The following is a 19,483-nucleotide window of genomic DNA, read 5'->3' as shown; positions in this document are numbered from 1 at the left end:
CTGTTCCCGATGAACCAGCAGGCGCAGGACCTTCTGATGGGCGCGCCCGCGACGGCCGCGCCGGCGCAACTGCGCGAGCTTGGCCTGCGCGTCAATCCGCGGGTCGAGCCGCAGCAATGATGCATTTCGCGTAAAGCAAGAAGCTCGGCCAAGAAGCTCGGCCAAATCAGGGACTTGGCCGGGTTTTCGGAATCGGGCCGGTAACGCTCTATCGGTTCGCGGTCACAGAGACGGCGAGCATTTCGATCAGTGTCTGCGGCATGCTCATCGCCGCGGCCATGATCTGGGCGACGGGCACGGCGCCGGCCGGCTCGGCGGCGATCCGCAGCGATCGCGGATCGTCCAGGAACGCGCCGATGGCGGCGGTGGCTTCGGCCGCAAAGGCCGGATTCTGCAATTGCGCAAGCCCCAGCGGCAGCACGCCCTTGGCCATGGCGATCACGCTCTGCCGGTTCATGCCCTGCTGCTCGCCGACGAAATCGACAATGCGGTTGGTCAGCGAGGCGTCGGTCAGTTCGATGGCGGCCGCACCGATCTCGATCTGCTGCATCAGGCCGAGCATGGCCATGTTCATGGCCTCTGCATTGCCCTGATCGAGCATCTGCGCCTGCATCTGCTGCATGGCGCCGATCAGTTCGGGTGTATAGCCGCCGATCTCGAAGGTGACGTCGAGCGCGGCCGCATCGTCGACATTGTAGCGCATCTCGTCCAGAACGAGGCGCCCCGAGCCGGTGTCCCACGAGCCGGTCGAGGTGATGTCGCCGCGCAGTTGCTCATAGCCGAGCGCGGCCATGGTCTGGCGGGCCTGGGCATCGGGCAGCCGCCTCATGTCGGCCGACATGCCGGTGACGTTGAAGTCGAAATCCATCGTGCCGCCCGGCGAATAGCGGTCCATCGAGGTGGTCGCCCCTTCCAGGGCGAAGAGCGTCCCTTCGCCGTCCGAGACGGTCAGCGCGCCCGCCTCGCCCGAACTGAACAGGCCCGAGCGCAGGATCGGGTCGGTGATTTCCGGCCCGGCGATCAGATAGCCGCTGATCTGTCCTCCGGCAAAGTCGACGGTGATGCCGTCCTCGGTGCGCGAGATCGGCGCGATGGCGATCCGCTCGACCAGATAGGACCCGCCCTGGGTTTCCGACACGTTCTCAAGGACGTAGTCGCCGATGTCGAGGGGGTCGGCGCCCGGCGCGGTGGTCACCGACAGGCCGGCGATGGCCACATCGTCGCCGTCCGTGCGAATGTCCCGCGCGCTCACCTCGATGCCCTGGAGCTTGAGCTGGGCGGCGAGCTGGGTGAACACCTGCCGGCCGTCGACCTGGGCAAGGGCCGGCGAAACGAGGGCGGCCAGCGTCATCGCGGCCGCCGAAGCGGAGATGAGCGAGCGGAAATCAATCATGGAAACGTCCTTTGATGTGAACCGGTAGAACAAGAGCTTGAACTGGCGCGCGCCCCGTCCGTGCGCAAGGGCGCACGCACGCCGATACAGCCTAACGCCATGATTCCAACACCAATCTGGCAGCTTGAAAACCCCGATCCGCCATTGCCGGTTTCGCGTCGGATTGCGGGTCCACCTTTGGCTGCAAATCGGCTATAGGCATGCTCGGTTGAACAACTGGCAGGAAGGCCCGCAATGAACGGCGAGACCATGACGGGCCACGTCCTGAAATCCCGTCCGCCGCTGTGCGCGCCGATCCTCGCCGCGGCAGCCGCCTTGCTGACGCTGCTGATGCTGGTCGCGCCGGCCCATGCGATGCGGACCCATGACGGGCTCACCTATGCGCGCGGGCTCAAGCTGGACGTGCATGCGCCGTCCGATGTCCGTCGCGGCCTGTTCGCCCGCAAGCGTCCGGTCGTCGTCTATGTCCATGGCGGCGGGTGGGTGAAGGGCGATCGCAAGCGCGTTTTCAACCAGCCGCGATGGCTGACCGCGCGCGGCTATGTGTTCGTCGCCATCGACTACCGCAAGGTGCCGCGGACCGACATTGACGGGCAGGTGCGCGACGTCACCGACGCGCTCGCCTGGGTCCGCCGCAACATCCGCCGCTATGGCGGCGACCCGAACCGGATCGTTCTGATGGGCCACTCGGCCGGGGCGCATCTTTCGGCGCTCGCGGTGGCGACCGGCAAGGCGCGGGGGGTGCGCGGCGTCGTTCCCAACGATGTGCAGGCCTACGATCTTCTGGCCTACGCCACCAAGCGCGGCTCGATCGGCGCGATGTTCGGCGCCGCCTTCACCGACGAGCCGCCCAACTGGATTCGCTGGTCGCCGTCGACGCACGCCAAGAAGAACGGCCGGCTGCCCCCGCACCTGATCCTTTATTCGCGCAGCCAGGGCGAGCGTCGGCGTTCGATCTCGATCGGCTATGCGAACCTGCTCAGGGGGCGCGGCACCGATGTGACTGTCTTCCACGGCTCGGCCTATTCGCACGGCGCCATCGTCGCGCGGCTCGGGCGCCCCGGCGACAGGGCGAGCGCCGCCATCGAGCGCTTTCTGGCGCGGGTGACGCGCTGAGGCCGATGATAGCAAGGAGAACGACGATGAGTGCCACGGCGCCTGAAATCCACCGCGCAAAGCGCATCGAGGCGCGCGTCGACGGCCTGTTCAAGGCGGCGGGCGACAGCTTCGTGACGGCGCCGGTCGAAACGCTTGAACTGACGTTCGACGGCGTGCCGGGCGATCTGCATGCCGGTGTCACCCGCAAGTCGGGCGGCCGGGAGCCCTGGTACGCGCGCGGCACCGAAATACGCAACGAGCGGCAATTGTCGATCGTCGCCCGCGACGAGCTGGACGAAGTCGCCGCCGAGATGGAGATCGCCATGCTGGCGCCCGAATGGATCGGCGCCAACGTCACCCTCGCCGGTGTGCCGATGCTGTCCATGCTGCCCGCCGCCACGCTTTTGTTCTTCGAGGGCGGCGCGACGGTCAAGATCGACATGCAGAACGGGCCGTGCCGGATCGCCGGCGATTCGATCGCCCGCCATCTGGGCCGGGAAGGCGACCGGCATATCGCGCTCCGCTTTCCCAAGGTCGCAAGGCGTCGCCGCGGCGTGGTCGCCTGGGTCGAAAAGCCGGGCACGGTCGCGATGGGCGAAGCCGTCCGCGTGCAACTGCCCGAGCAGTGGGTCTATCCGGTCTGAAGCTTCAGTCGGCCAGCGCCTCGTCGTCCGCGCTCAACAGCCGCCTCGCCTGCCAGCGGCGCAGCACCGCGTTGATGTCCTCGATCACGAAAAAGCGCGCCGCGTCCCGGTCGTAGCCTTCGGCCAGCAGGCTGTCATAGTCGGTTCGACCATGCCTGATATGGGTGACGGCGGCCAGCCAGACGGCGCGGTCGGCGGGCAGGCCGCGCATGTGCGGGCGCGCGACCAGCGCCTTGACCGCCCGCGCGTCCTCAAGCGGGATCATCGGCGCGAGCCGCGCAAGCGCCCCGGAAACGGCCGCCTGGCGCCTGGTCGTCATGAGGGGCGCTCCGGCTGTGTCCGCCGGCACGGGGGCATCGAGATTAGCTGTTGTCGGCGTCGCGGAAATGATATAAACATATCTTTATGTCTTTTTCGAACGACAATGCGACGCTTTTCACGGTCGATGCGATGGTCGAGCATCTCAAGTCGGCCGCCGAGCCCAGCCGCCTGCGGATGGTGCGGCTGCTTGCGCAGGCCGAACTGACCGTTTCGGACCTGACCACGATCCTCGGCCAGTCTCAACCGCGCGTTTCGCGCCATTTGAAGCTTTTGCTCGAAGCGCGCCTGATCCGCCGCCGCCAGGAGGGCTCCTGGGCGCTGTTTCGTCTGGCGCAGGACAGCCCGCAAGGGGCGCTGGCGGCCGATATCGTCGCGCGCATCGACACCGCCGATCCCGTGCTCGCGCGCGACGCCGAGCGGCTCGCCGAGGTCAAGCGCAGGCGCCGCGACGAGGCGTCCGCCTATTTTTCGGCCAACGCGGAAAGTTGGGACGAGATCCGCTCGCTGCACGTGCCCGAGCCCCAGGTCGAGGCGGCGCTTCTGCGGATCGTCGGCGAGCGTGTCTTCAACGCCATGCTCGACATCGGCACCGGCACGGGGCGCATGCTGGAACTGTTCGCGCCGCGCTACCGTTCGGCGGTGGGCATCGACGCCAACCGCAACATGCTCAATGTCGCCCGCGCCAATCTCGATGCGTCCGAGCTTGGTCACGCCGAGGTGCGGCTCGGCGACGTGTTCAACATGCCCGTGGCGCGCAACGCCTTCGATCTTGTGACCATTCACCAGGTGCTCCACTTCCTGGACGATCCGGGCGCGGCCGTGGCCCAGGCCGCGCGGAGCCTGGCGCCCGGCGGGCGCCTGGTGATCGTCGATTTCGCGCCGCACGATCTTGAGTTCCTGCGCCAGGAGCACCGGCACCACCGGCTGGGCTTCGACACGGGGACCGTCACGGGCTGGTTCGAGGCGGCCGGTCTGGGGAACGCCCAGGTCGAGGCGCTGTCCGTCGAGGGCGGCACGGCGGATGGCCAGCTGACCGTGATGATCTGGGCGGCGGACGATCCGCGCCTTGATATCGCAGATGACAACCGGCCCGGCGCGGCCGCGACGGAGGCGGCGTAGCGCCATGCCCGGCAGCGTGTTTTCCAGGACCCAGCGCATGGCGCTCACCGGCGACATTCGCGTCTCCTTCGAGTTTTTCCCGCCCAAGAACGAGGCGATGGAGGCGACCCTTGCCGACACGATCGAAAAGCTCGCCCCGCTCAACGCCGATTTCGTGTCGGTGACCTATGGCGCGGGCGGCTCGACGCGCGAGCCCACCCGGCGCACGCTCGCCCATGTGCACAGGCAGGGCGGCATGGACGCGGCCGCCCACATCACCTGCGTTGGCGCTCATCGCGAGGACACCGACGCCGTCATCCGCGAGTTCGCGGCGATGGGCATTCGCCGTTTCGTGGCCTTGCGCGGCGACCCGCAGACGGGCATGGGCACGCGCTACGTGCCCCATCCGGGCGGCTACGAAAACGGCGCCCACCTGGTGGCCGGCCTCAAGGCGTTCGGCGATTTCGACATTTCCGTCGCCGCCTATCCCGAAAAGCACCCCGAAAGCCCCGATTTCGCCACCGACATCGACATGCTCATGCGCAAGGTCGACAATGGCGCCGCGCGGGCGATCACCCAGTTCTTCTTCGACAACGACACCTATGAGCGCTACGTCGAGCGGGTGCGCAAGGCGGGCATCTATGTGCCGATCGTGCCGGGCATCCTGCCGATCCACAATTTCCGCGCCGTCTCCAACTTCGCCGGCAAGTGCAAGGCGCACATTCCCGCCTGGCTGGCCGAGCGGTTCGAGGGGCTTGAGGACGACCCCAAGACGCATGCGCTGATCGCCTCGGCGATCGCCGCCGAACAGGTGCTCGACCTGGTCGACCGGGGCGTGCGCGACTTCCACTTCTACACCATGAACCGGCCCGACCTCGTCTTCGCCGTCTGTCGGCTGATCGGCGTGCGCGAGGAGCCTGTCGACGCCGCCGCCTGACGCCGAACCCCCATATCGCGATCGGCCGGACGCGCGTCTCATCACGCGTCCGGCCAAGGCGTTTCGAGTGCGTTTCGATTGTGCGGATTACAGGATGCCGAACACCAAAGCGCCGACAAAGACAAAGGCTGCACACACAAGCACGACGTTCAAAGAGCGTGTCAGATCCATGGGGACCTCCTTGCGCATTACCTCCTTAGTGTAAGTTCTCTGGCCGCCCGTGCAACAGAAATCGTTGCTGCATTGCAACAGCGCAGGGGAAATTCTGTTCCGTTTCGGCACAGGACACCGCAATTGAGAGCGCGAGCCGCGCCGGTCCGGCATCGTTCGCCAACGATGCGGCGGCGTGCAAATCCGCTGCATGCCGCATTGACCCGCCGCCGTTGCGGACTAGCTTGGCCTTGTTGCGCGCCGTGAAGGGATTGGCGGTCATGCCCAAGCTCATACGCTTTGTCGTTCTCAATTCGGCGGTCGGCGTCCTGATCGGCTGGGCCGTCGCCGCCGCGCTTTTGTGGCTGAACGTGTCGGGCCTGGGCGACATGTTCATGCGGTCCGACTCAAAGCCCGTGATCGTGGCGCTGCTCGGCATGAGCTTCGGCGTCACCTTCGGTTTTGCCTATCTGGCGACGGCGGTGATGCTGATGCCCACGTCCAGGGACGATTTCGACCGATTGTAGGGCCGTATCCGACGACCGCGATCAGCGCGTTGCCGCCTCCAGCCAGTCGCGCCACCGGTCGCGGTCGCCGGCGAACACGTTGATGTCCGTTTCGCCGTCGATGCCCGGCACAAGGCCCGTGCCGGTATACTGCCAGAACGCCCAGTCCCGGCCCGGATAGGTCACGCGCGGATGCGCCTTGACCGAGCGCAGCCAGAACGTTTCGTCGTCCATGTGTCCGGCCAGATTGTCGCGGTGGAAATCGACGGTCGTATAGATGATCGGGCGCTTGCCGTAACGGCGTTCGAGCATGTCCAGGAAGGTTTCCATCTCCCGGCGCACCGTGTCGGCCGGCGGGCGGAGCCGGCAGGTCGGCGATGTGTGGTTCCATTCCACGTCCAGAACGTGCGGGAGCGTGTCGCGCTCGCGCGGCACGTTGCGGATGAACCAGCGCGCCTGCCGCCGCGCCGGGGTGCAGAAATAGTAGAAATGATAGGCCCCGCGGGGAATGCGGGCACTGCGCGAATCGCGCCAGTTGCCCATGAACGCCTCGTCGAGCAGGTCGCCCCCTTCGGTCGCCTTGATAAAGGCGAACGCGATGCCCGCGCCGCGCACAGTCGGCCAGTCGATACTGCCCTGCCATTTGGAGACGTCGATACCGTGCACCGGAAAGCCGAACGGCGCCCCGCCTTCCCAAGCATCGACGGGATCGCTGTCGCCGTAGCGCGGTGCCGCCGCCGCATCGATGGCGTCCACCGCCCCGGTCGGCGCCCCATGGTCGACCCCTGTGCAGCCCGCCGCCGCAAGGGTCGCGATCGCGGCGCAAAAGAGCCCGGCCAGTCGAATCATCACGAATTCCGTGTCCTGTCGTCCCGGAGCGTTATATTGCGCGGACACCGCAAATCCAGCCTCGGCGCACGGTCCGGTTGACCTTCCCCGCCCTGCCGTTAAACCTCGATTGACCCATGGGGAGGAGTTGCATGCGGCTGTTGCGTCGGGCCGGGCTTGCCGTCGCCGCCATCGTCGTTGCGGGCCTCGGCTCCCTGATCGTCGCCCCGCCCGATCTCATTCGCGTCGGCGCCAATTACGCGGCCAAGATCGTCTGCTCGAACCTGTTTGTCGCCGGCCGCGATGCGGAAGAGGTTCTGGCCGTCGACGTGCAGGCGCCGGGGCACCCCTTGCTCAGGCTGATGCGCGTCGATGTCGACGCCGAGGCCGGCACCGTCCGCGCCGGCCTGTTCGGCGTGATCGGCGGCGGGCTGGCCGTGCGCCGGCCGGGGCGGGGCTGTTCGTCGGTGCCCGCCGGCGGCCCCGGGCGGCTGGCCGAGGTCGCCGCGCCGCCTCCTGTCGCCGCGCCGCCGGCGGACGCGCCCTGGCCCGAGGGCGGCCGCGTGGAGCCGCCCCTTAACGAGGCGCTCGACGCCGTGCTCGACGATCCCGCGCTCGTCGGGCCAGGCATGCGGGCGGTCGTCATCGTCAGGGACGGCGCGATCGTCGGCGAGCGCTATGCGGACGGGTTCGGGCCGGAAACGCCGCTGCTCGGCTGGTCGGTCACCAAGACCGTGACCGCCGCGCTGGTCGGCCTGGCGGTGCGTGAGGGGCGGCTCGACCTCGACCGGCCGGCCGATTTTAAGGGCTGGGACGGCGATGGCCGGGCCGCCGTCACCGCGCGCTCGATGATGGGCATGGCGGCCGACCTTGAATGGAACGAAAGCTACGGCTCGGTCTCCGACGTCACCCGCATGCTGTATCTTGAGACCGACATGGCCGGCTTTGCCGCCGGCAAGCCGCGCGACGGTGAATCCCTCCAAAGGACCGGCGACGTCTTCGAATATTCGTCCGGCACGAGCGTGCTCCTGTCACGCCTGTGGCAGGGTGCCTTCGACGATCCGGCCGGGGCCGCCGCCTTTCCGCGCGCCGCCCTGTTCGGTCCGCTCGGCATGACGAGCGCGGTCATGGAGATGGACGCGGCGGGCACTTTCGTCGGCTCTTCCTACATGTATGCGACCGCCCGCGACTGGGCGCGCTTCGGCCAGTTCATGCTGCAACGGGGCGTCTGGGACGGCCTGCCGCTGCTGCCGGTCGGTTTCGTCGACTGGATGGTGACGCCGCACCCCGCCTCGGGCGGTGCCTACGGCAACGGCCATGTCTGGCTGCGCCCCGCCAATGCATGGATGGGCGGCGACAATCCCGAACTGCCCGAGGGCGGCTTCTACATGAACGGCCATGACGGCCAGTCGGTCTCGGTCGTCCCGTCCCGGCGGCTGGTCGTGGTCCGGCTCGGCCTGACGCCGACGCGCGAGCGCTACAAGGTGGCGCGCCTGATCGAGGCCGTGATCGCGGCGCTGGAGCCGTGACGTGACGGTCGTCAGGCGCCGCGGTGCCCGAGGGCAGGAAACTCAGCGCGCCCCATAGCCGCCCGGTGTCGGCGTGGTGACGATCACCGCCTCGCCCGCCTTCACCGAGGTCTGGTCGGCATGTTTGAGCTCGTCGAGCGTGCCGTCCAGGCGCCGGATCTCGGTCTTGCCCAACGCGCCGTCGCCGCCGCCGCCCAGCCCCTTTGGCGGAACCGTGCGGTGCGAGGAGACGATCGCGCATTCCATGTCTTCGAGGAACCGCAGCACGCGCCGCGTGCCGTCGCCGCCGGCGTGCTTGCCGCCGCCGCCCGAGCCTGATCGTATCGAGAACCCCTCGACCACGATCGGATAGCGCATCTCCAGCACTTCGGGGTCGGTCATGCGCGTGTTGGTCATATGCGTGTGCACGCCGGACGCGCCGGCGAACGCCTGCCCGTCATTCATCACCCCGGCCGGCGCGCCCGAGCAGATCGTCTCGTAATTCTGGTGGCGCGCATTGCCGTAGGTCAGATTGTTCATCGTCCCTTGCGCGTTGGCCAGCGCGCCGAGCGCCTGCAACAGGCAGTTGGTGACGTGCTGGCTCGTCTCGGTGTTGCCGGCGACGACGGCGGCCGGATAGACCGGCTTGAGCATCGAGCCGTCCGGGATGACGATGTCGATCGGCTTCAGGCAGCCCGCATTCATCGGGATCGGCCCTTCCACCATCAGCCGGAAGACATAAAGCACGGCCGCCCGCGCCACCGGTTCGGGCGCGTTGTAATTGTTCTCTTGCATCGGCGAGGTGCCGGTGAAATCGACGGTCGCTGCGCGCTTTTGCCGGTCGACGCTGATCCTGACCTTGATTTGCTGGCCGGTGTCGGTCGGATAGGCGGCCTCGCAGTCCGAAAGCCGGTCGATGACGCGCCTTACGCTTTCCTCGGCATTGTCCTGGACATGGTTCATGTAGGCTTGGACGACGGGCAGGGTGAAATGGGCGACCATCCTGCGCAGTTCGGCAACGCCCTTCTCGTTGGCCGCCACCTGCGCGACGATGTCGGCCAGATTCTGCCTGGCGTTGCGCGCCGGCCAGGGATGGTCGGTCATCAGGGTGAGGAACGCGTCCTCGCGCAGCGCGCCCCGGTCGACCAGCTTGAAATTGTCGATCAAGACGCCTTCCTCGTCCACATGGGTGGCGCGCGGCGTCGCCGATCCCGGTGCCATGCCGCCCACATCGGCATGGTGGCCGCGCGAGGCGACGAAGAAGAGGATGGGGGGCGATGCAGGGCTCTCCCTCTCTCCCTTTGTGGGGGAGAGGGGGACTTCACCGCCGAAATCGTCGCCCGCCTCCCCGAACACAGGCGTCACCACCGTGATGTCGGGCAGGTGCGTGCCGCCATTATAGGGCGCGTTCAGCGCGAACACGTCGCCCGGTTTCATCTCCGGATTCTGGCGGATGATCGATTCGACCGACCGGTCCATCGAGCCCAGATGCACCGGCATGTGCGGCGCGTTGGCGACCAGCGCGCCGGAGGCGTCGAACACCGCGCAGGAGAAATCGAGCCGTTCCTTGATGTTCACCGACGAGGCGGTGTTGGCGAGCGTGACGCCCATCTGCTCGGCGATCGACATGAAGAGGTTGTTGAACACCTCCAGCATCACCGGGTCGGCGTCGGTGCCGATCGGGGCGGCGGCCGCCCGCGCCTCGATGCGTCGCATCACCACCGTGTCGCGTTGCGTGACCTCGGCCTCCCAGCCCGGTTCGACGACGATCGTCTGGTTGGCCTCGACGATGACGGCCGGTCCGGCGATCCGCGCGCCCGGCCCGACGGCGCCCTCGCCGCGCCGATGAACGCCGACATCGCGCCACGCGCCGCCGGTGAACATGCGGCCGGCATGGGCCGGTTCCGGCCGATGGTCGGGCGCATCGTGGGGGGCGGGCGCGGGGGCATTGTCGGTGCAATCCTCGCCGGCGAGCCCGACCGCCTCCACCACCATGGCACGCCCCGGCGAAATGAAGCCGAACTGCGCCCTGTGCGCGGCCTCGAAGGCCGCGCGCGCCGCCGCGATGTCCTCGCCCTCATAGGGCACTTCGAGCGTGGTGTCGGTGCCGTCATAGCGGATGTGCAGCGTCGCGCGCGTGGCGATCGCGTCCGCCTCGACGCCTTGCGATTCGAGTTCTTCTTCAACCGCCGCGCCCAACCGATTCAGAAGACTCCTGATTTCCGGCTTCGTTGCATCTTCAAGCGGTTTGACAAAGGCGTGCTGGCGCGAGGCGAATGTCTTCGACAGGCCGATGCCGTAGGCCGACAGAAGACCCGACAACGGGTGGATCAGCACCGCCTCCATGCCCAGCGCGTCCGCGACGAGGCACGCGTGCTGGCCGCCGGCGCCGCCGAAACAGTTCAGCGCATATTCGGTCACGTCATAGCCGCGCTGGACCGAGATTGTCTTGATCGCGTTGGCCATGTTCTCGACCGCGATCGTCAGGAAGCCCTCGGCCACCCGTTCGGGCGCGCGTCCATCGCCGATCTCCTCCGCCAGGGCCATGAATTTCTCCCGCACGATATCCGCGTCGAGCGTTTCGTTCCGCGCCGGCCCGAAGATCGCCGGGAAATGCGCCGGGTCGAGCTTGCCGACCATCACATTGGCGTCGGTGACGGTGAGCGGCCCGCCGCGCCGGTAGCAGGCGGGCCCCGGATCGGCGCCGGCGCTCTGCGGGCCGGCCTGGAAGCGCCCGTCCTCATATCTGAGGATCGAGCCGCCGCCGGCCGCCACCGTGTGGATGTCCATCATCGGCGCGCGGATGCGCACGCCGGCCACTTCCGTGTCGAAGGCGCGCTCATAGTCGCCGGCGAAATGGGCCACATCGGTCGAGGTGCCGCCCATGTCGAAGCCGATCACCTTGGAAAAACCTTCCGCGCGCGCGGTCTCGACCATGCCGACCACGCCTCCGGCGGGACCGGACAGGATCGCGTCCTTGCCCCGGAACTGTTCCGCCGCCGTCAGCCCGCCCGAGGACATCATGAATTGCAGCCGGGTGGGGGATGAGAGTGGAGCCGGGGCACCAATCCCCAACGCGCCCGCCACCCGGTCCACATAGCGGCGCAGGATCGGCGACAGGTAGGCATCGACCACCGTCGTGTCGCCGCGCCCGACAAGCTTGGCCAGCGGCGAGACCTCATGGCTGACCGAGACCTGGCCGAACCCCATCGCGCGGGCGAGCCTTGCCGCCGACCGCTCGTGCGCGGGAAAGGCCCAGCCATGCATGAAGGCGATGGCGACGGCATCGATCCCCGCGGCCCTGGCCGCTTCCAGCGCCGGCCGCACTGTTTCGGGATCGAGCGCGGTTTCGACCGTTCCGTCCGCGCGCACCCGTTCGGGCACCTCGACGACGCGCTCGTGAAGCTGCGCGGGCAGGACGATCCGCTTGGCGAAGATGTCCGGCCGCGCCTGATAGGCGATCCGCAGCGCGTCGCCGAAACCCCCGGTGACCAGGAGCAGCGTCCGGTCGCCCTTGCGTTCGAGCAGCGCGTTGGTGGCGACGGTCGTGCCCATGCGCACGGTGCCGACCCGGCCGGGCGGAATTTCGCCGCCCGAAGGAAGGTCCAAAAGGTCGCGAATGCCCTGGACGGCCGCATCGCCATAGGCGTCGGGGGCCTCGGACAGAAGCTTGCGCGCATGCAGGGCGCCGTCCGGCGCGCGGCCGATCACGTCGGTAAAGGTGCCGCCCCGGTCGATCCAGAAATCCCACTGCCCAGCCATTCGGTCCCCGCTGTCCTATGCGGGTCCGTCATGGCCGAATTCGAACCGACCGGCAACCGCGTTTCGGCGCGGCCGATGGCGGGCGACGCCCTGCGCCGGCGGCCTTACAATTTGCCCGGCCGTGGACTATCAGGCGGCATGTCGATCTGGGTGCGACTCTCCGACTTCGTCGCCGGGACGGCGGGCCATGCGCTCGGCGGCCTGGTCGAACAGGTGCGCACCGTCTTCGCCGGCGATCCGGAAACGCGCGCGCGCGTGGCCTTCTCGGTGGCCATGATCGCCCTTTCGGCCAAGATGGCCAAGGCCGACGGCGTGGTGACGATGGCGGAGGTCGATGCCTTTCGCGAGATCTTCGAGATACCGGACGAGGAGGTGGAACGGGTCGCCGTTCTGTACAATCTCGCCAAGCGCGATGTCGCCGGCTACCGCAGCTATGCGGCGCAGCTTGCCGGCCTTTGCGGGTCGGGCCGGCCCGACTGCCCGATGCTGCGCGACATTCTCGACGGGCTGTTCCACATCGCCAAGACCGACGGGGTCGTGCACGACAAGGAGCTGGCCTTCCTGACCGACGTTGCGGCGATCTTCGGCATCGGCGACGCCGAGTTCGACCGCGTGCGCGCCCGCCATGTCGATGTCGGACAGGGCGATCCGTGGCGCATTCTGGGCCTTCATCCCGGTATGGACCATCGCCAGGCGCGCCGCCGCTACCATGATCTGGTGCGCGACAACCATCCCGACACCATGGCCGCGCGCGGCGTGCCCGCCGAGTTCCACGCCATCGCGCACGCGCGCATCGCCACGATCAACGCCGCCTGGGATCAGGTCGAGCCGGAGTTGAGGCGGTGATGAGCGCGGCCGGTCCGCCGCCGGCGGCGTTCCAAGCCGATCACGACAGGGCGATCGTGCGCCCGTCGCCCAATTTCGGCGCGCGGCGCATCGAGGCCGGCCCGCACCTGATCGTGCTGCACTATACCGGCATGGCGACCGGCGAGGCCGCCGAGGACTGGCTGTGCGCGCCCGAAAGCGCCGTTTCCAGCCACTATATCGTCCATGAGGACGGACGCATCGTCCAGATGGTGCCGGAGGCCGCGCGCGCCTGGCATGCCGGCCGTTCCTTCTGGCACGGCGTCACGGACGTCAACTCGGCGTCGGTCGGCATCGAGATCGCCAATGGCGGCCACGCCTTCGGCCTGCCCGACTATCCGGACGCGCAGACCGCCGCGCTGATCGCGCTGACGCGGGCGGTCATGGTGCGGCACGGCATCGCTCCGCACGGTGTGATCGCCCATTCGGACGTCGCACCCGGTCGCAAGCTGGACCCTGGCGAGCGCTTTCCCTGGTCGCGGCTGGCCGATGCCGGCGCTGCCGTCCATGTGGCGCCGGTTCCGGTCGGTGGCGGCCGTTTCTTTGCGCCGGGCGATGTGGGCCGGCCGGTCTCGGCCCTTCAGGCCATGCGCGGCCTTTACGGGTTCGATGCCAGGGCCGATGGCGTCTATGGCGACCGCACGCGCATCCAGGTCGAGGCGTTCCAGCGCCGCCACCGGCCCGAGCGCGTCGACGGCGTGGCGGACATCTCCACGATCGAAACGCTCAATCGCGTCCTGCGGCTTCATCCCTCGCTCGGCCGGGTGTCGCCGGCAAGGTAGCGTTTCGCCAGGCGGTTTTGATTTGCCGCCTTTTCGGCCTGATGGCCGCGCTTCGTTCCGCTGCCGTATGCGCCCATTGAAAAGCCGGCGCGCGGCCTATCTTGGACCGTGTGGCCCCGGTGCGGCCTGGAGGTGAGGTGTGATGGTGTTGCGCATGATCGTCGCGGTTCTGGGCGCCGCGTTCGCCGCCTTGATCCTGTGGGCCTCCTTGGTGGCCGACTTCTGGGCCTCGTTCGATGCGATCGCCGCCGATCCGTGGGGGATCGTGACCCTGGCCGACCTCTATCTCGGCTTTTTCCTGATCGCGATCGTGATCGCCTGCTTCGAGGGCGGCGGTATCCGCGCCGTGCTCTGGATCGCCCCCTTGCCTTTCCTGGGCAATGTGTGGGCGGTCGTCTGGTTCGTCGTCAGGCTGCCCAGGCTGCGCCGCCGGCTGATGGGCGCGCACGCCTCGGCGACTTGACGCCGGCGCCGTCAATCCGTCTAATTGGCGATGCGGTCTTTGCGCGGGCCGACCGGTTTCCGGCCCGCTTGCGCCGCAGGCGTTCGGGGAGGGCGGCAATGACGACGAAAATCTGCATAGCGGATGACCATCCGCTGTTTCGGGACGCCATAAAGTCGGCGCTGAGCGGCTTCGTCAATGGCGGGCCTGCGAGCAACGCCATGATCGAGGCGGGCGATTTCAACGAGGCGATCGCCGTTCTCGACCGCGAGCACGATCTCGACCTTCTGCTGCTCGACCTGGTCATGCCGGGCGCCAGCGGTCTTTCGGCGCTGGTCGCCGTGCGCGCGTCCTATCCGGCGGTGCCGGTGGCGGTCGTCTCGGCGAGCGACGATCCGGCGACCGTGCGCCGCGCGCTCGATCTGGGGGCGGCGGGCTTCATCTCCAAGTCGGCCGGCACCGAGGCGATCCGCGCGAGCGTGCAGGCCGTGCTCGATGGCGGGGTGGCGATCCCCGAAGGCATCGACCTGGGCAGCGAGCACGATCCCGAGGTCGAGGATCTGATCGGGCGCATCCGCACCCTGACGCCGCAGCAGGCGCGCGTGCTCGGCATGCTGGCCGAGGGGCTCCTGAACAAGCAGATCGCCTATGAGCTGGGCGTCTCAGAGGCGACCATCAAGGCGCATGTCTCGGCGGTGTTGCAGAAGCTGAACGTCGACAGCCGCACCCAGGCCGTCATCCGCCTGTCCAGGATCGGCGCCGACATGCTGCGCGGCGACGAGGGGGGCGACCGGCCACCCGCCTGATCGGGCATGTCTCCGCCGTTCAGCCGAACGTGCCCGAGCGCGGAAATCCCTTGGGCACCATGCGGCCCGCGCCGGCCCGCACGCCGAGCCACTCGGCCAGTTCGTCGGCGCTGCGCGTGAAGGTGCGGCCCGACGAATCCTGCCAGCTCAGCCCGTCGGCCATGGCGAACACCTTGGCGTCCCTGATGCCGCCATCCTTGTAGCGTTGCAGGCGCACGCCCTTGCCGCGCGCCATCTCGGGTATCTGGTCGAGCGGAAAGATCAGCAGCTTCCGGTTCTCGCCGACGACGGCGACGTGATCGGGCCCCGCCCCGCCGTCGGTCGCGATGAAACGGCACAGGGCCGCCTCGTCCGGCATCTTGACGTTCATCACCTGCCGGCCCTTGCGCGTGTTGGCGGCGACATCGCTCTCGCCGACCACGAAGCCGTTGCCGGCCGACGAGGCGACCAGCAGCTTGCGGCCCGGCGCGTGCGCGAAGGCGGTGACGATGTCGGCGTCGTTGTCCATGTCCACCATCAGGCGGATCGGTTCGCCATGGCCGCGTCCACCGGGCAGGCGGTCGATGCCGATCGTGTAGAACTTGCCGGTGGTGGTGAAGACCAGCACCTTGTCGGTCGTGTGGGCGGGGAACGCGGTCTTCAGCGCGTCGCCCTCCTTGAAGGTCAGCGCCGATTTTTCGATCTGGTGGCCCTTCATCGCCCGCAGCCAGCCCTTTTCGGAAACGACGACGGTGACCGGCTCCTTTTCGATCATCGCCTGCTGCACCGCTTCAAGGTCGATCTGCCGGGCCTCGGCGAACGTCGTGCGGCGCTTGCCCAGTTCGGTGTCCTTGCCGAACGCGTCGCGCACATTGCCGATTTCCCAGGCGATCATCTTCCACTGCGCCTCCTTGGACGCGAGCAGCCGCTCGATCTGGTCCTTCTCCTGGGCAAGCCGGTCGAATTCCTTGCGGATCTCGACCTCTTCGAGCTTGTTGAGCGCGCGCAGGCGCAGGTTCAGGATCGCCTCGGCCTGCGCCTCGGTCAGATCGAACGCGGCCATCAGTTCCCTCTTGGGCGCATCCTCGAAGCGGACGATGCGGATCACCTCCTCGATGTTCAGATAGGCGATCAGGAAGCCCGACAGCACTTCGAGGCGCTTTTCGATATGTGCCAGACGGTGCCCCGACCGCCGCACCAGCACGTCGCGGCGATGGTCGAGCCATTCGCGCAGCACCTCGCGTAGATTCATCACCTTGGGCACGATGCCGCCCGACAGCACGTTCATGTTGAGCGGCTGGCGGTTTTCGAGGTCGGTCAGCTTGAACAGCGATTCCATCAAAAGGTCGGGATCGACCGAACGCGACTTCGGTTCGAGCACGATGCGCACATCCTCGGCGCTCTCGTCGCGCACATCGTCGAGCAGCGGCACCTTGCGGGCGAGCAGAAGCTCGGCGATCTTCTCGATCAGCCTGGACTTCTGCACCTGATAGGGGATTTCGGTGACGACGATCCGGTAGCCGCCGCGCCCTGTCTCCTCCCTGTGCCAGCGCGCGCGCACGCGAAAGCCGCCCCGTCCGGTCCTGTACGCCTGCACGATGCCCTCGCGCGGCTCGACGATGATGCCGCCCGTCGGAAGGTCGGGTCCGGGCACGAACTCGACCAGCTTTTCGACCCTCGCCTCGGGATGCTCGATCAGGTGCAGCGCCGCCTCGCACAGTTCGGCGGCATTGTGCGGCGGGATGCTGGTCGCCATGCCCACCGCGATGCCCGACGAGCCGTTGGCGAGCAGGTTGGGAAACGCGCCGGGCAGGACGACCGGCTCGGAATCCTCCTCATTGTAGTTCGGCCGGAAATCGACGGCATCCTCGCCGATGCCGTCCAGAAGCAGCGTGCCGACCTCGGTCATCCGCGCTTCGGTGTAGCGGTAGGCGGCCGGGCTGTCGCCGTCGATATTGCCGAAATTGCCCTGGCCGTCGACCAGCCGGTAGCGCACCGAGAAGTCCTGCGCCAGCCGCACCAGCGCCTCGTAGATCGCCTGGTCGCCGTGCGGATGGAAGTTGCCCATCACGTCGCCGACGATCTTGGCGCACTTGCGGTAGGCGGCGTCCGGGTTCAGGCGCAACAGGCGCATCACATACAGGATGCGCCGGTGCACCGGCTTCATCCCGTCGCGCGCATCCGGCAGCGCGCGGTGCATGATGGTCGACAGCGCGTAGGCGAGGTAGCGTTCTTCGAGCGCGGACTTGAGGTCGACCGGCTCGATATCGCGACCGGAGCCGTCGCCGTCGCCCGGTGGCTGCACGGGTTTTGACATGGGTTCTGGTTACCGGCTCGGGCGATTCGCGGCAAGCGAGCGCGCAAGCGGCGGCGCGGTTAGACAAGCCCGTCCGGCTCTGGTTGAATGCGCGCGGATCGGGAGTTGTGCATGCAGGGCTGGCTGGTCGCGCTGTCCGCGTTCGGTTATCTGGCCGTCTTGTTCGCGGTCGCCGCCTATGGCGACCGGCGCGCGCGCATGGTTCCGCCTGGCCGCCCGCGGCCCCTCGTCTACGCCTTGAGCCTGGCGGTCTATTGCACCTCCTGGACCTTCTTCGGCTCGATCGGCCTTGCGGCGAGCGACGGGTTCGAGTTCTTCGCCATCTATCTGGGGCCGATCCTGGTCTTCACGGCCGGCTATCCGCTGGTCCGGCGCGTGATCCACCTGTCCAAGTCCGAGCGCATCACCTCGATCGCCGATTTTCTGGGCGCGCGCTACGGCAAGTCGATGCATGTGGCCGCGCTCGCCGCCTGCATCGCGGTCATCGGCACGGTCCCCTACATCGCATTGCAGCTCAAGGCGATCTCCAACGCCGTCACGCTGATGGTCAGCCACTATGACGGCTCGTCCGGTTATCCGGCGACGCTTTCGCTCGACGTCGCGCTGGTCGTTGCGCTCTCCTTGCTCGCTTTTTCGGTCCTGTTCGGCACGCGCCACGCCGACGCGACCGAGCATCAGGACGGTCTGATCACCGCCATCGCCGTCGAATCGGTGGTCAAGCTCCTGGTTTTCCTGGCCGTCGGGCTCGCGATCACCTTCTTCCTGTTCGGCGGCGTTGCGCCCATCGCCGAAGCGTTTCGCACCGTGCCGCCCGTTGCCCGCTCGCTGGCCGAGGGCGCCGCCGGCGAGACCTGGCTCGTCATGACGCTTTTGAGCGCCTGCGCGATCCTGATGCTGCCGCGCCAGTTTCATGTGACGGTGGTCGAGCACCGCGCCGACGTCGAACTGCGCCGCGCCGCCTGGCTTTTCCCGCTCTATCTTGTGGCGATCAATCTTCTGGTCGTGCCGATCGCGCTCGCCGGCATGATCCATCTGGGCCCGGACGTTCCGGCCGACATGTATCTGCTCGCCCTGCCGCTGGCCGCCGACCAGCAATGGCTGGCGCTGATCACCTTCATCGGCGGGCTGTCGGCGGCCACGGCCATGGTCATCGTCGCCTCGGTGGCGCTGGCGATCATGGTGTCCAACGATCTGGTGCTGCCGGCGCTGTTGTGGCGCAGGGGCGCGGCGGCGCGCACCGCCGCCGGCGACTGGTCGCAGATCATCCTGAACATCCGCCGCCTTGCCATGGCGCTGATCATCCTGGCGGCCTTTGCCTATTACCGGCAGGCCGACCAGAGCGTGCGGCTCGCCTCGATCGGCCTTTTGTCCTTTGCCGCGATCGCCCAGTTCGCCCCGGCCTTCCTGATCGGCCTGGTATGGCGCGGGGCCAATGCGCGCGGCGCGTTCCTGGGCATGGCCGCCGGCTTTCTGGTCTGGGCCTATACGCTCCTGCTGCCCAACCTTGCCGGCGCCGATGCGCCGATCGTCCGGGAGGGTCTGTTCGGCATCGCCATGCTGCGGCCGAACCAGCTCTTCGGCGTGCAGTTCGACCCGCTCGTCCATGGCGTGTTCTGGTCGCTGACGGTCAATGTCGCGCTTCTGGTCGCCGGCTCGCTGTCGCGCATGCCCACCCCGCTCGAACGCATCCAGGCGGTCACCTTCGTGCCGCGCGAAACCCAGCAGACGATCGGGCTGAAGCGCTTTCGCACCACCACCACCATCGACGAATTGAAGGCGGCCATCGCCCGCTATGTCGGCACCGCGCGCATGGAGCGCGCCTTCGAGGCGTTCGAGCTGCGCGAGGGCCGCAAGCTGGTGGGCGCGGACACGACCGACATCTCCGTCGTGCGCTATGCCGAGCAGGTGCTGGCCAGCGCCATCGGCGCGTCCTCGGCGCGGCTGGTCCTGTCGCTGCTGTTCGAGAAGGACGGCGCCTCGTCCCGCGAGACGGTGCGCCTGCTCGACGATGCGTCCGCCATACATCACCATCACCCGATCCGACAGGC

The 19,483-nt window shown here is 68.0% G+C and carries 18 protein-coding genes; 12 read left to right on the top strand and 6 right to left on the bottom strand.

The window, feature by feature from the left end; translation table 11 throughout:
• Positions 1 to 120 (top strand): hypothetical protein (locus AC5E6L_RS03220; protein WP_491771263.1); only part of this gene is annotated, 120 nt, incomplete at its 5' end.
• Positions 121 to 208: 88 nt separating this feature from the next.
• Here the strand turns inward: AC5E6L_RS03220 and AC5E6L_RS03215 are convergent.
• On the bottom strand, positions 209 to 1,393 hold the full coding sequence (locus AC5E6L_RS03215; protein WP_491771253.1) for an aq_1923 C-terminal domain: 1,185 nt from the start codon (positions 1,391 to 1,393) through the stop codon (positions 209 to 211).
• Positions 1,394 to 1,627: 234 nt separating this feature from the next.
• Here AC5E6L_RS03215 and AC5E6L_RS03210 point away from each other — a divergent pair, with 234 nt between their 5' ends.
• Both AC5E6L_RS03210 and AC5E6L_RS03205 read left to right on the top strand, forming a co-directional pair.
• A complete protein-coding gene (locus tag AC5E6L_RS03210; RefSeq protein WP_491771251.1) occupies positions 1,628 to 2,509 on the top strand; it encodes an alpha/beta hydrolase in 882 nt (293 codons plus the stop codon).
• A gap of 26 nt (positions 2,510 to 2,535) precedes the next feature.
• The gene (locus AC5E6L_RS03205) at positions 2,536 to 3,135 is read left to right on the top strand and encodes an MOSC domain-containing protein (protein ID WP_491230654.1); all 600 of its coding nucleotides are present in this window, start codon (positions 2,536 to 2,538) and stop codon (positions 3,133 to 3,135) included.
• 4 nt (positions 3,136 to 3,139) lie between these two features.
• On the opposite strand, the gene AC5E6L_RS03200 is transcribed toward AC5E6L_RS03205, so the two are convergent.
• Entirely contained in the window at positions 3,140 to 3,454 is a 315-nt protein-coding gene (locus AC5E6L_RS03200; protein WP_491771249.1) for a DUF2293 domain-containing protein, read from the bottom strand.
• An 86-nt stretch (positions 3,455 to 3,540) separates the two neighbouring features.
• On the opposite strand from AC5E6L_RS03200, the gene AC5E6L_RS03195 reads away from it, so the two are divergent.
• Positions 3,541 to 4,575: an ArsR/SmtB family transcription factor gene (locus AC5E6L_RS03195; protein WP_491771247.1), complete on the top strand. Its 1,035-nt coding sequence runs from the start codon at positions 3,541 to 3,543 to the stop codon at positions 4,573 to 4,575.
• A 4-nt stretch (positions 4,576 to 4,579) separates the two neighbouring features.
• Entirely contained in the window at positions 4,580 to 5,491 is a 912-nt protein-coding gene (gene metF, locus AC5E6L_RS03190) for a methylenetetrahydrofolate reductase [NAD(P)H] (protein ID WP_491771245.1), read from the top strand.
• Between the two features lie 196 nt (positions 5,492 to 5,687).
• On the opposite strand, the gene AC5E6L_RS03185 is transcribed toward metF, so the two are convergent.
• Positions 5,688 to 5,924: a hypothetical protein gene (locus tag AC5E6L_RS03185; RefSeq protein WP_491771243.1), complete on the bottom strand. Its 237-nt coding sequence runs from the start codon at positions 5,922 to 5,924 to the stop codon at positions 5,688 to 5,690.
• Here AC5E6L_RS03185 and AC5E6L_RS03180 point away from each other — a divergent pair.
• Entirely contained in the window at positions 5,923 to 6,168 is a 246-nt protein-coding gene (locus tag AC5E6L_RS03180) for a hypothetical protein (RefSeq protein ID WP_491771241.1), read from the top strand. The two genes, AC5E6L_RS03185 and AC5E6L_RS03180, sit on opposite strands and share 2 nt — an antisense overlap.
• A 21-nt stretch (positions 6,169 to 6,189) precedes the next feature.
• Here the strand turns inward: AC5E6L_RS03180 and AC5E6L_RS03175 are convergent, their stop codons facing one another.
• Positions 6,190 to 6,996: a glycoside hydrolase family 25 protein gene (locus tag AC5E6L_RS03175; RefSeq protein WP_491771239.1), complete on the bottom strand. Its 807-nt coding sequence runs from the start codon at positions 6,994 to 6,996 to the stop codon at positions 6,190 to 6,192.
• Between the two features lie 131 nt (positions 6,997 to 7,127).
• On the opposite strand from AC5E6L_RS03175, the gene AC5E6L_RS03170 reads away from it, so the two are divergent.
• Complete coding sequence (locus AC5E6L_RS03170; RefSeq protein WP_491771237.1) at positions 7,128 to 8,504, top strand: serine hydrolase domain-containing protein; 1,377 nt, start codon at positions 7,128 to 7,130, stop codon at positions 8,502 to 8,504.
• Between the two features lie 42 nt (positions 8,505 to 8,546).
• Here AC5E6L_RS03170 and AC5E6L_RS03165 read toward each other — a convergent pair whose 3' ends face one another.
• Complete coding sequence (locus AC5E6L_RS03165) at positions 8,547 to 12,245, bottom strand: hydantoinase B/oxoprolinase family protein (RefSeq protein ID WP_491771235.1); 3,699 nt, start codon at positions 12,243 to 12,245, stop codon at positions 8,547 to 8,549.
• A gap of 138 nt (positions 12,246 to 12,383) precedes the next feature.
• On the opposite strand from AC5E6L_RS03165, the gene AC5E6L_RS03160 reads away from it, so the two are divergent.
• From AC5E6L_RS03160 to AC5E6L_RS03145, 4 genes are all read left to right on the top strand, one after another.
• On the top strand, positions 12,384 to 13,091 hold the full coding sequence (locus AC5E6L_RS03160) for a TerB family tellurite resistance protein (RefSeq protein ID WP_491771261.1): 708 nt from the start codon (positions 12,384 to 12,386) through the stop codon (positions 13,089 to 13,091).
• On the top strand, positions 13,091 to 13,891 hold the full coding sequence (locus tag AC5E6L_RS03155) for an N-acetylmuramoyl-L-alanine amidase (RefSeq protein WP_491771233.1): 801 nt from the start codon (positions 13,091 to 13,093) through the stop codon (positions 13,889 to 13,891). The genes AC5E6L_RS03160 and AC5E6L_RS03155 overlap by 1 nt, the downstream gene beginning before the upstream one ends.
• 142 nt (positions 13,892 to 14,033) lie before the next feature.
• The gene (locus AC5E6L_RS03150) at positions 14,034 to 14,354 is read left to right on the top strand and encodes a DUF1475 family protein (RefSeq protein WP_491230858.1); all 321 of its coding nucleotides are present in this window, start codon (positions 14,034 to 14,036) and stop codon (positions 14,352 to 14,354) included.
• 98 nt (positions 14,355 to 14,452) lie between these two features.
• Positions 14,453 to 15,139, top strand: coding sequence for a response regulator (locus tag AC5E6L_RS03145; RefSeq protein ID WP_491771231.1), 687 nt, complete (start codon positions 14,453 to 14,455; stop codon positions 15,137 to 15,139).
• A gap of 19 nt (positions 15,140 to 15,158) precedes the next feature.
• On the opposite strand, the gene parC is transcribed toward AC5E6L_RS03145, so the two are convergent.
• Positions 15,159 to 17,435: a DNA topoisomerase IV subunit A gene (gene parC / locus AC5E6L_RS03140; RefSeq protein ID WP_491771229.1), complete on the bottom strand. Its 2,277-nt coding sequence runs from the start codon at positions 17,433 to 17,435 to the stop codon at positions 15,159 to 15,161.
• Positions 17,436 to 17,546: 111 nt separating this feature from the next.
• Here parC and AC5E6L_RS03135 point away from each other — a divergent pair.
• A partial coding sequence (locus AC5E6L_RS03135; protein ID WP_491771227.1) for a sodium:solute symporter family protein occupies positions 17,547 to 19,483 on the top strand: 1,937 nt, incomplete at its 3' end.

Source organism: Roseitalea sp. (genome assembly GCF_984466335.1).
Note: the sequence above shows the minus strand (reverse complement) of the source record. Positions and strands in the feature narration are given on the sequence as shown.

Coding starts and splice junctions, on each gene's coding strand:
- AC5E6L_RS03215 (WP_491771253.1), bottom strand. CDS start 1,393: ATGATTGATTTCCGCTCGCTCATCTCCGCTTCGGCGGCCGCGATGACG.
- AC5E6L_RS03210 (WP_491771251.1), top strand. CDS start 1,628: ATGAACGGCGAGACCATGACGGGCCACGTCCTGAAATCCCGTCCGCCG.
- AC5E6L_RS03205 (WP_491230654.1), top strand. CDS start 2,536: ATGAGTGCCACGGCGCCTGAAATCCACCGCGCAAAGCGCATCGAGGCG.
- AC5E6L_RS03200 (WP_491771249.1), bottom strand. CDS start 3,454: ATGACGACCAGGCGCCAGGCGGCCGTTTCCGGGGCGCTTGCGCGGCTC.
- AC5E6L_RS03195 (WP_491771247.1), top strand. CDS start 3,541: ATGTCTTTTTCGAACGACAATGCGACGCTTTTCACGGTCGATGCGATG.
- metF (WP_491771245.1), top strand. CDS start 4,580: ATGCCCGGCAGCGTGTTTTCCAGGACCCAGCGCATGGCGCTCACCGGC.
- AC5E6L_RS03180 (WP_491771241.1), top strand. CDS start 5,923: ATGCCCAAGCTCATACGCTTTGTCGTTCTCAATTCGGCGGTCGGCGTC.
- AC5E6L_RS03185 (WP_491771243.1), bottom strand. CDS start 5,924: ATGACCGCCAATCCCTTCACGGCGCGCAACAAGGCCAAGCTAGTCCGC.
- AC5E6L_RS03175 (WP_491771239.1), bottom strand. CDS start 6,996: ATGATTCGACTGGCCGGGCTCTTTTGCGCCGCGATCGCGACCCTTGCG.
- AC5E6L_RS03170 (WP_491771237.1), top strand. CDS start 7,128: ATGCGGCTGTTGCGTCGGGCCGGGCTTGCCGTCGCCGCCATCGTCGTT.
- AC5E6L_RS03165 (WP_491771235.1), bottom strand. CDS start 12,245: ATGGCTGGGCAGTGGGATTTCTGGATCGACCGGGGCGGCACCTTTACC.
- AC5E6L_RS03160 (WP_491771261.1), top strand. CDS start 12,384: ATGTCGATCTGGGTGCGACTCTCCGACTTCGTCGCCGGGACGGCGGGC.
- AC5E6L_RS03155 (WP_491771233.1), top strand. CDS start 13,091: ATGAGCGCGGCCGGTCCGCCGCCGGCGGCGTTCCAAGCCGATCACGAC.
- AC5E6L_RS03150 (WP_491230858.1), top strand. CDS start 14,034: ATGGTGTTGCGCATGATCGTCGCGGTTCTGGGCGCCGCGTTCGCCGCC.
- AC5E6L_RS03145 (WP_491771231.1), top strand. CDS start 14,453: ATGACGACGAAAATCTGCATAGCGGATGACCATCCGCTGTTTCGGGAC.
- parC (WP_491771229.1), bottom strand. CDS start 17,435: ATGTCAAAACCCGTGCAGCCACCGGGCGACGGCGACGGCTCCGGTCGC.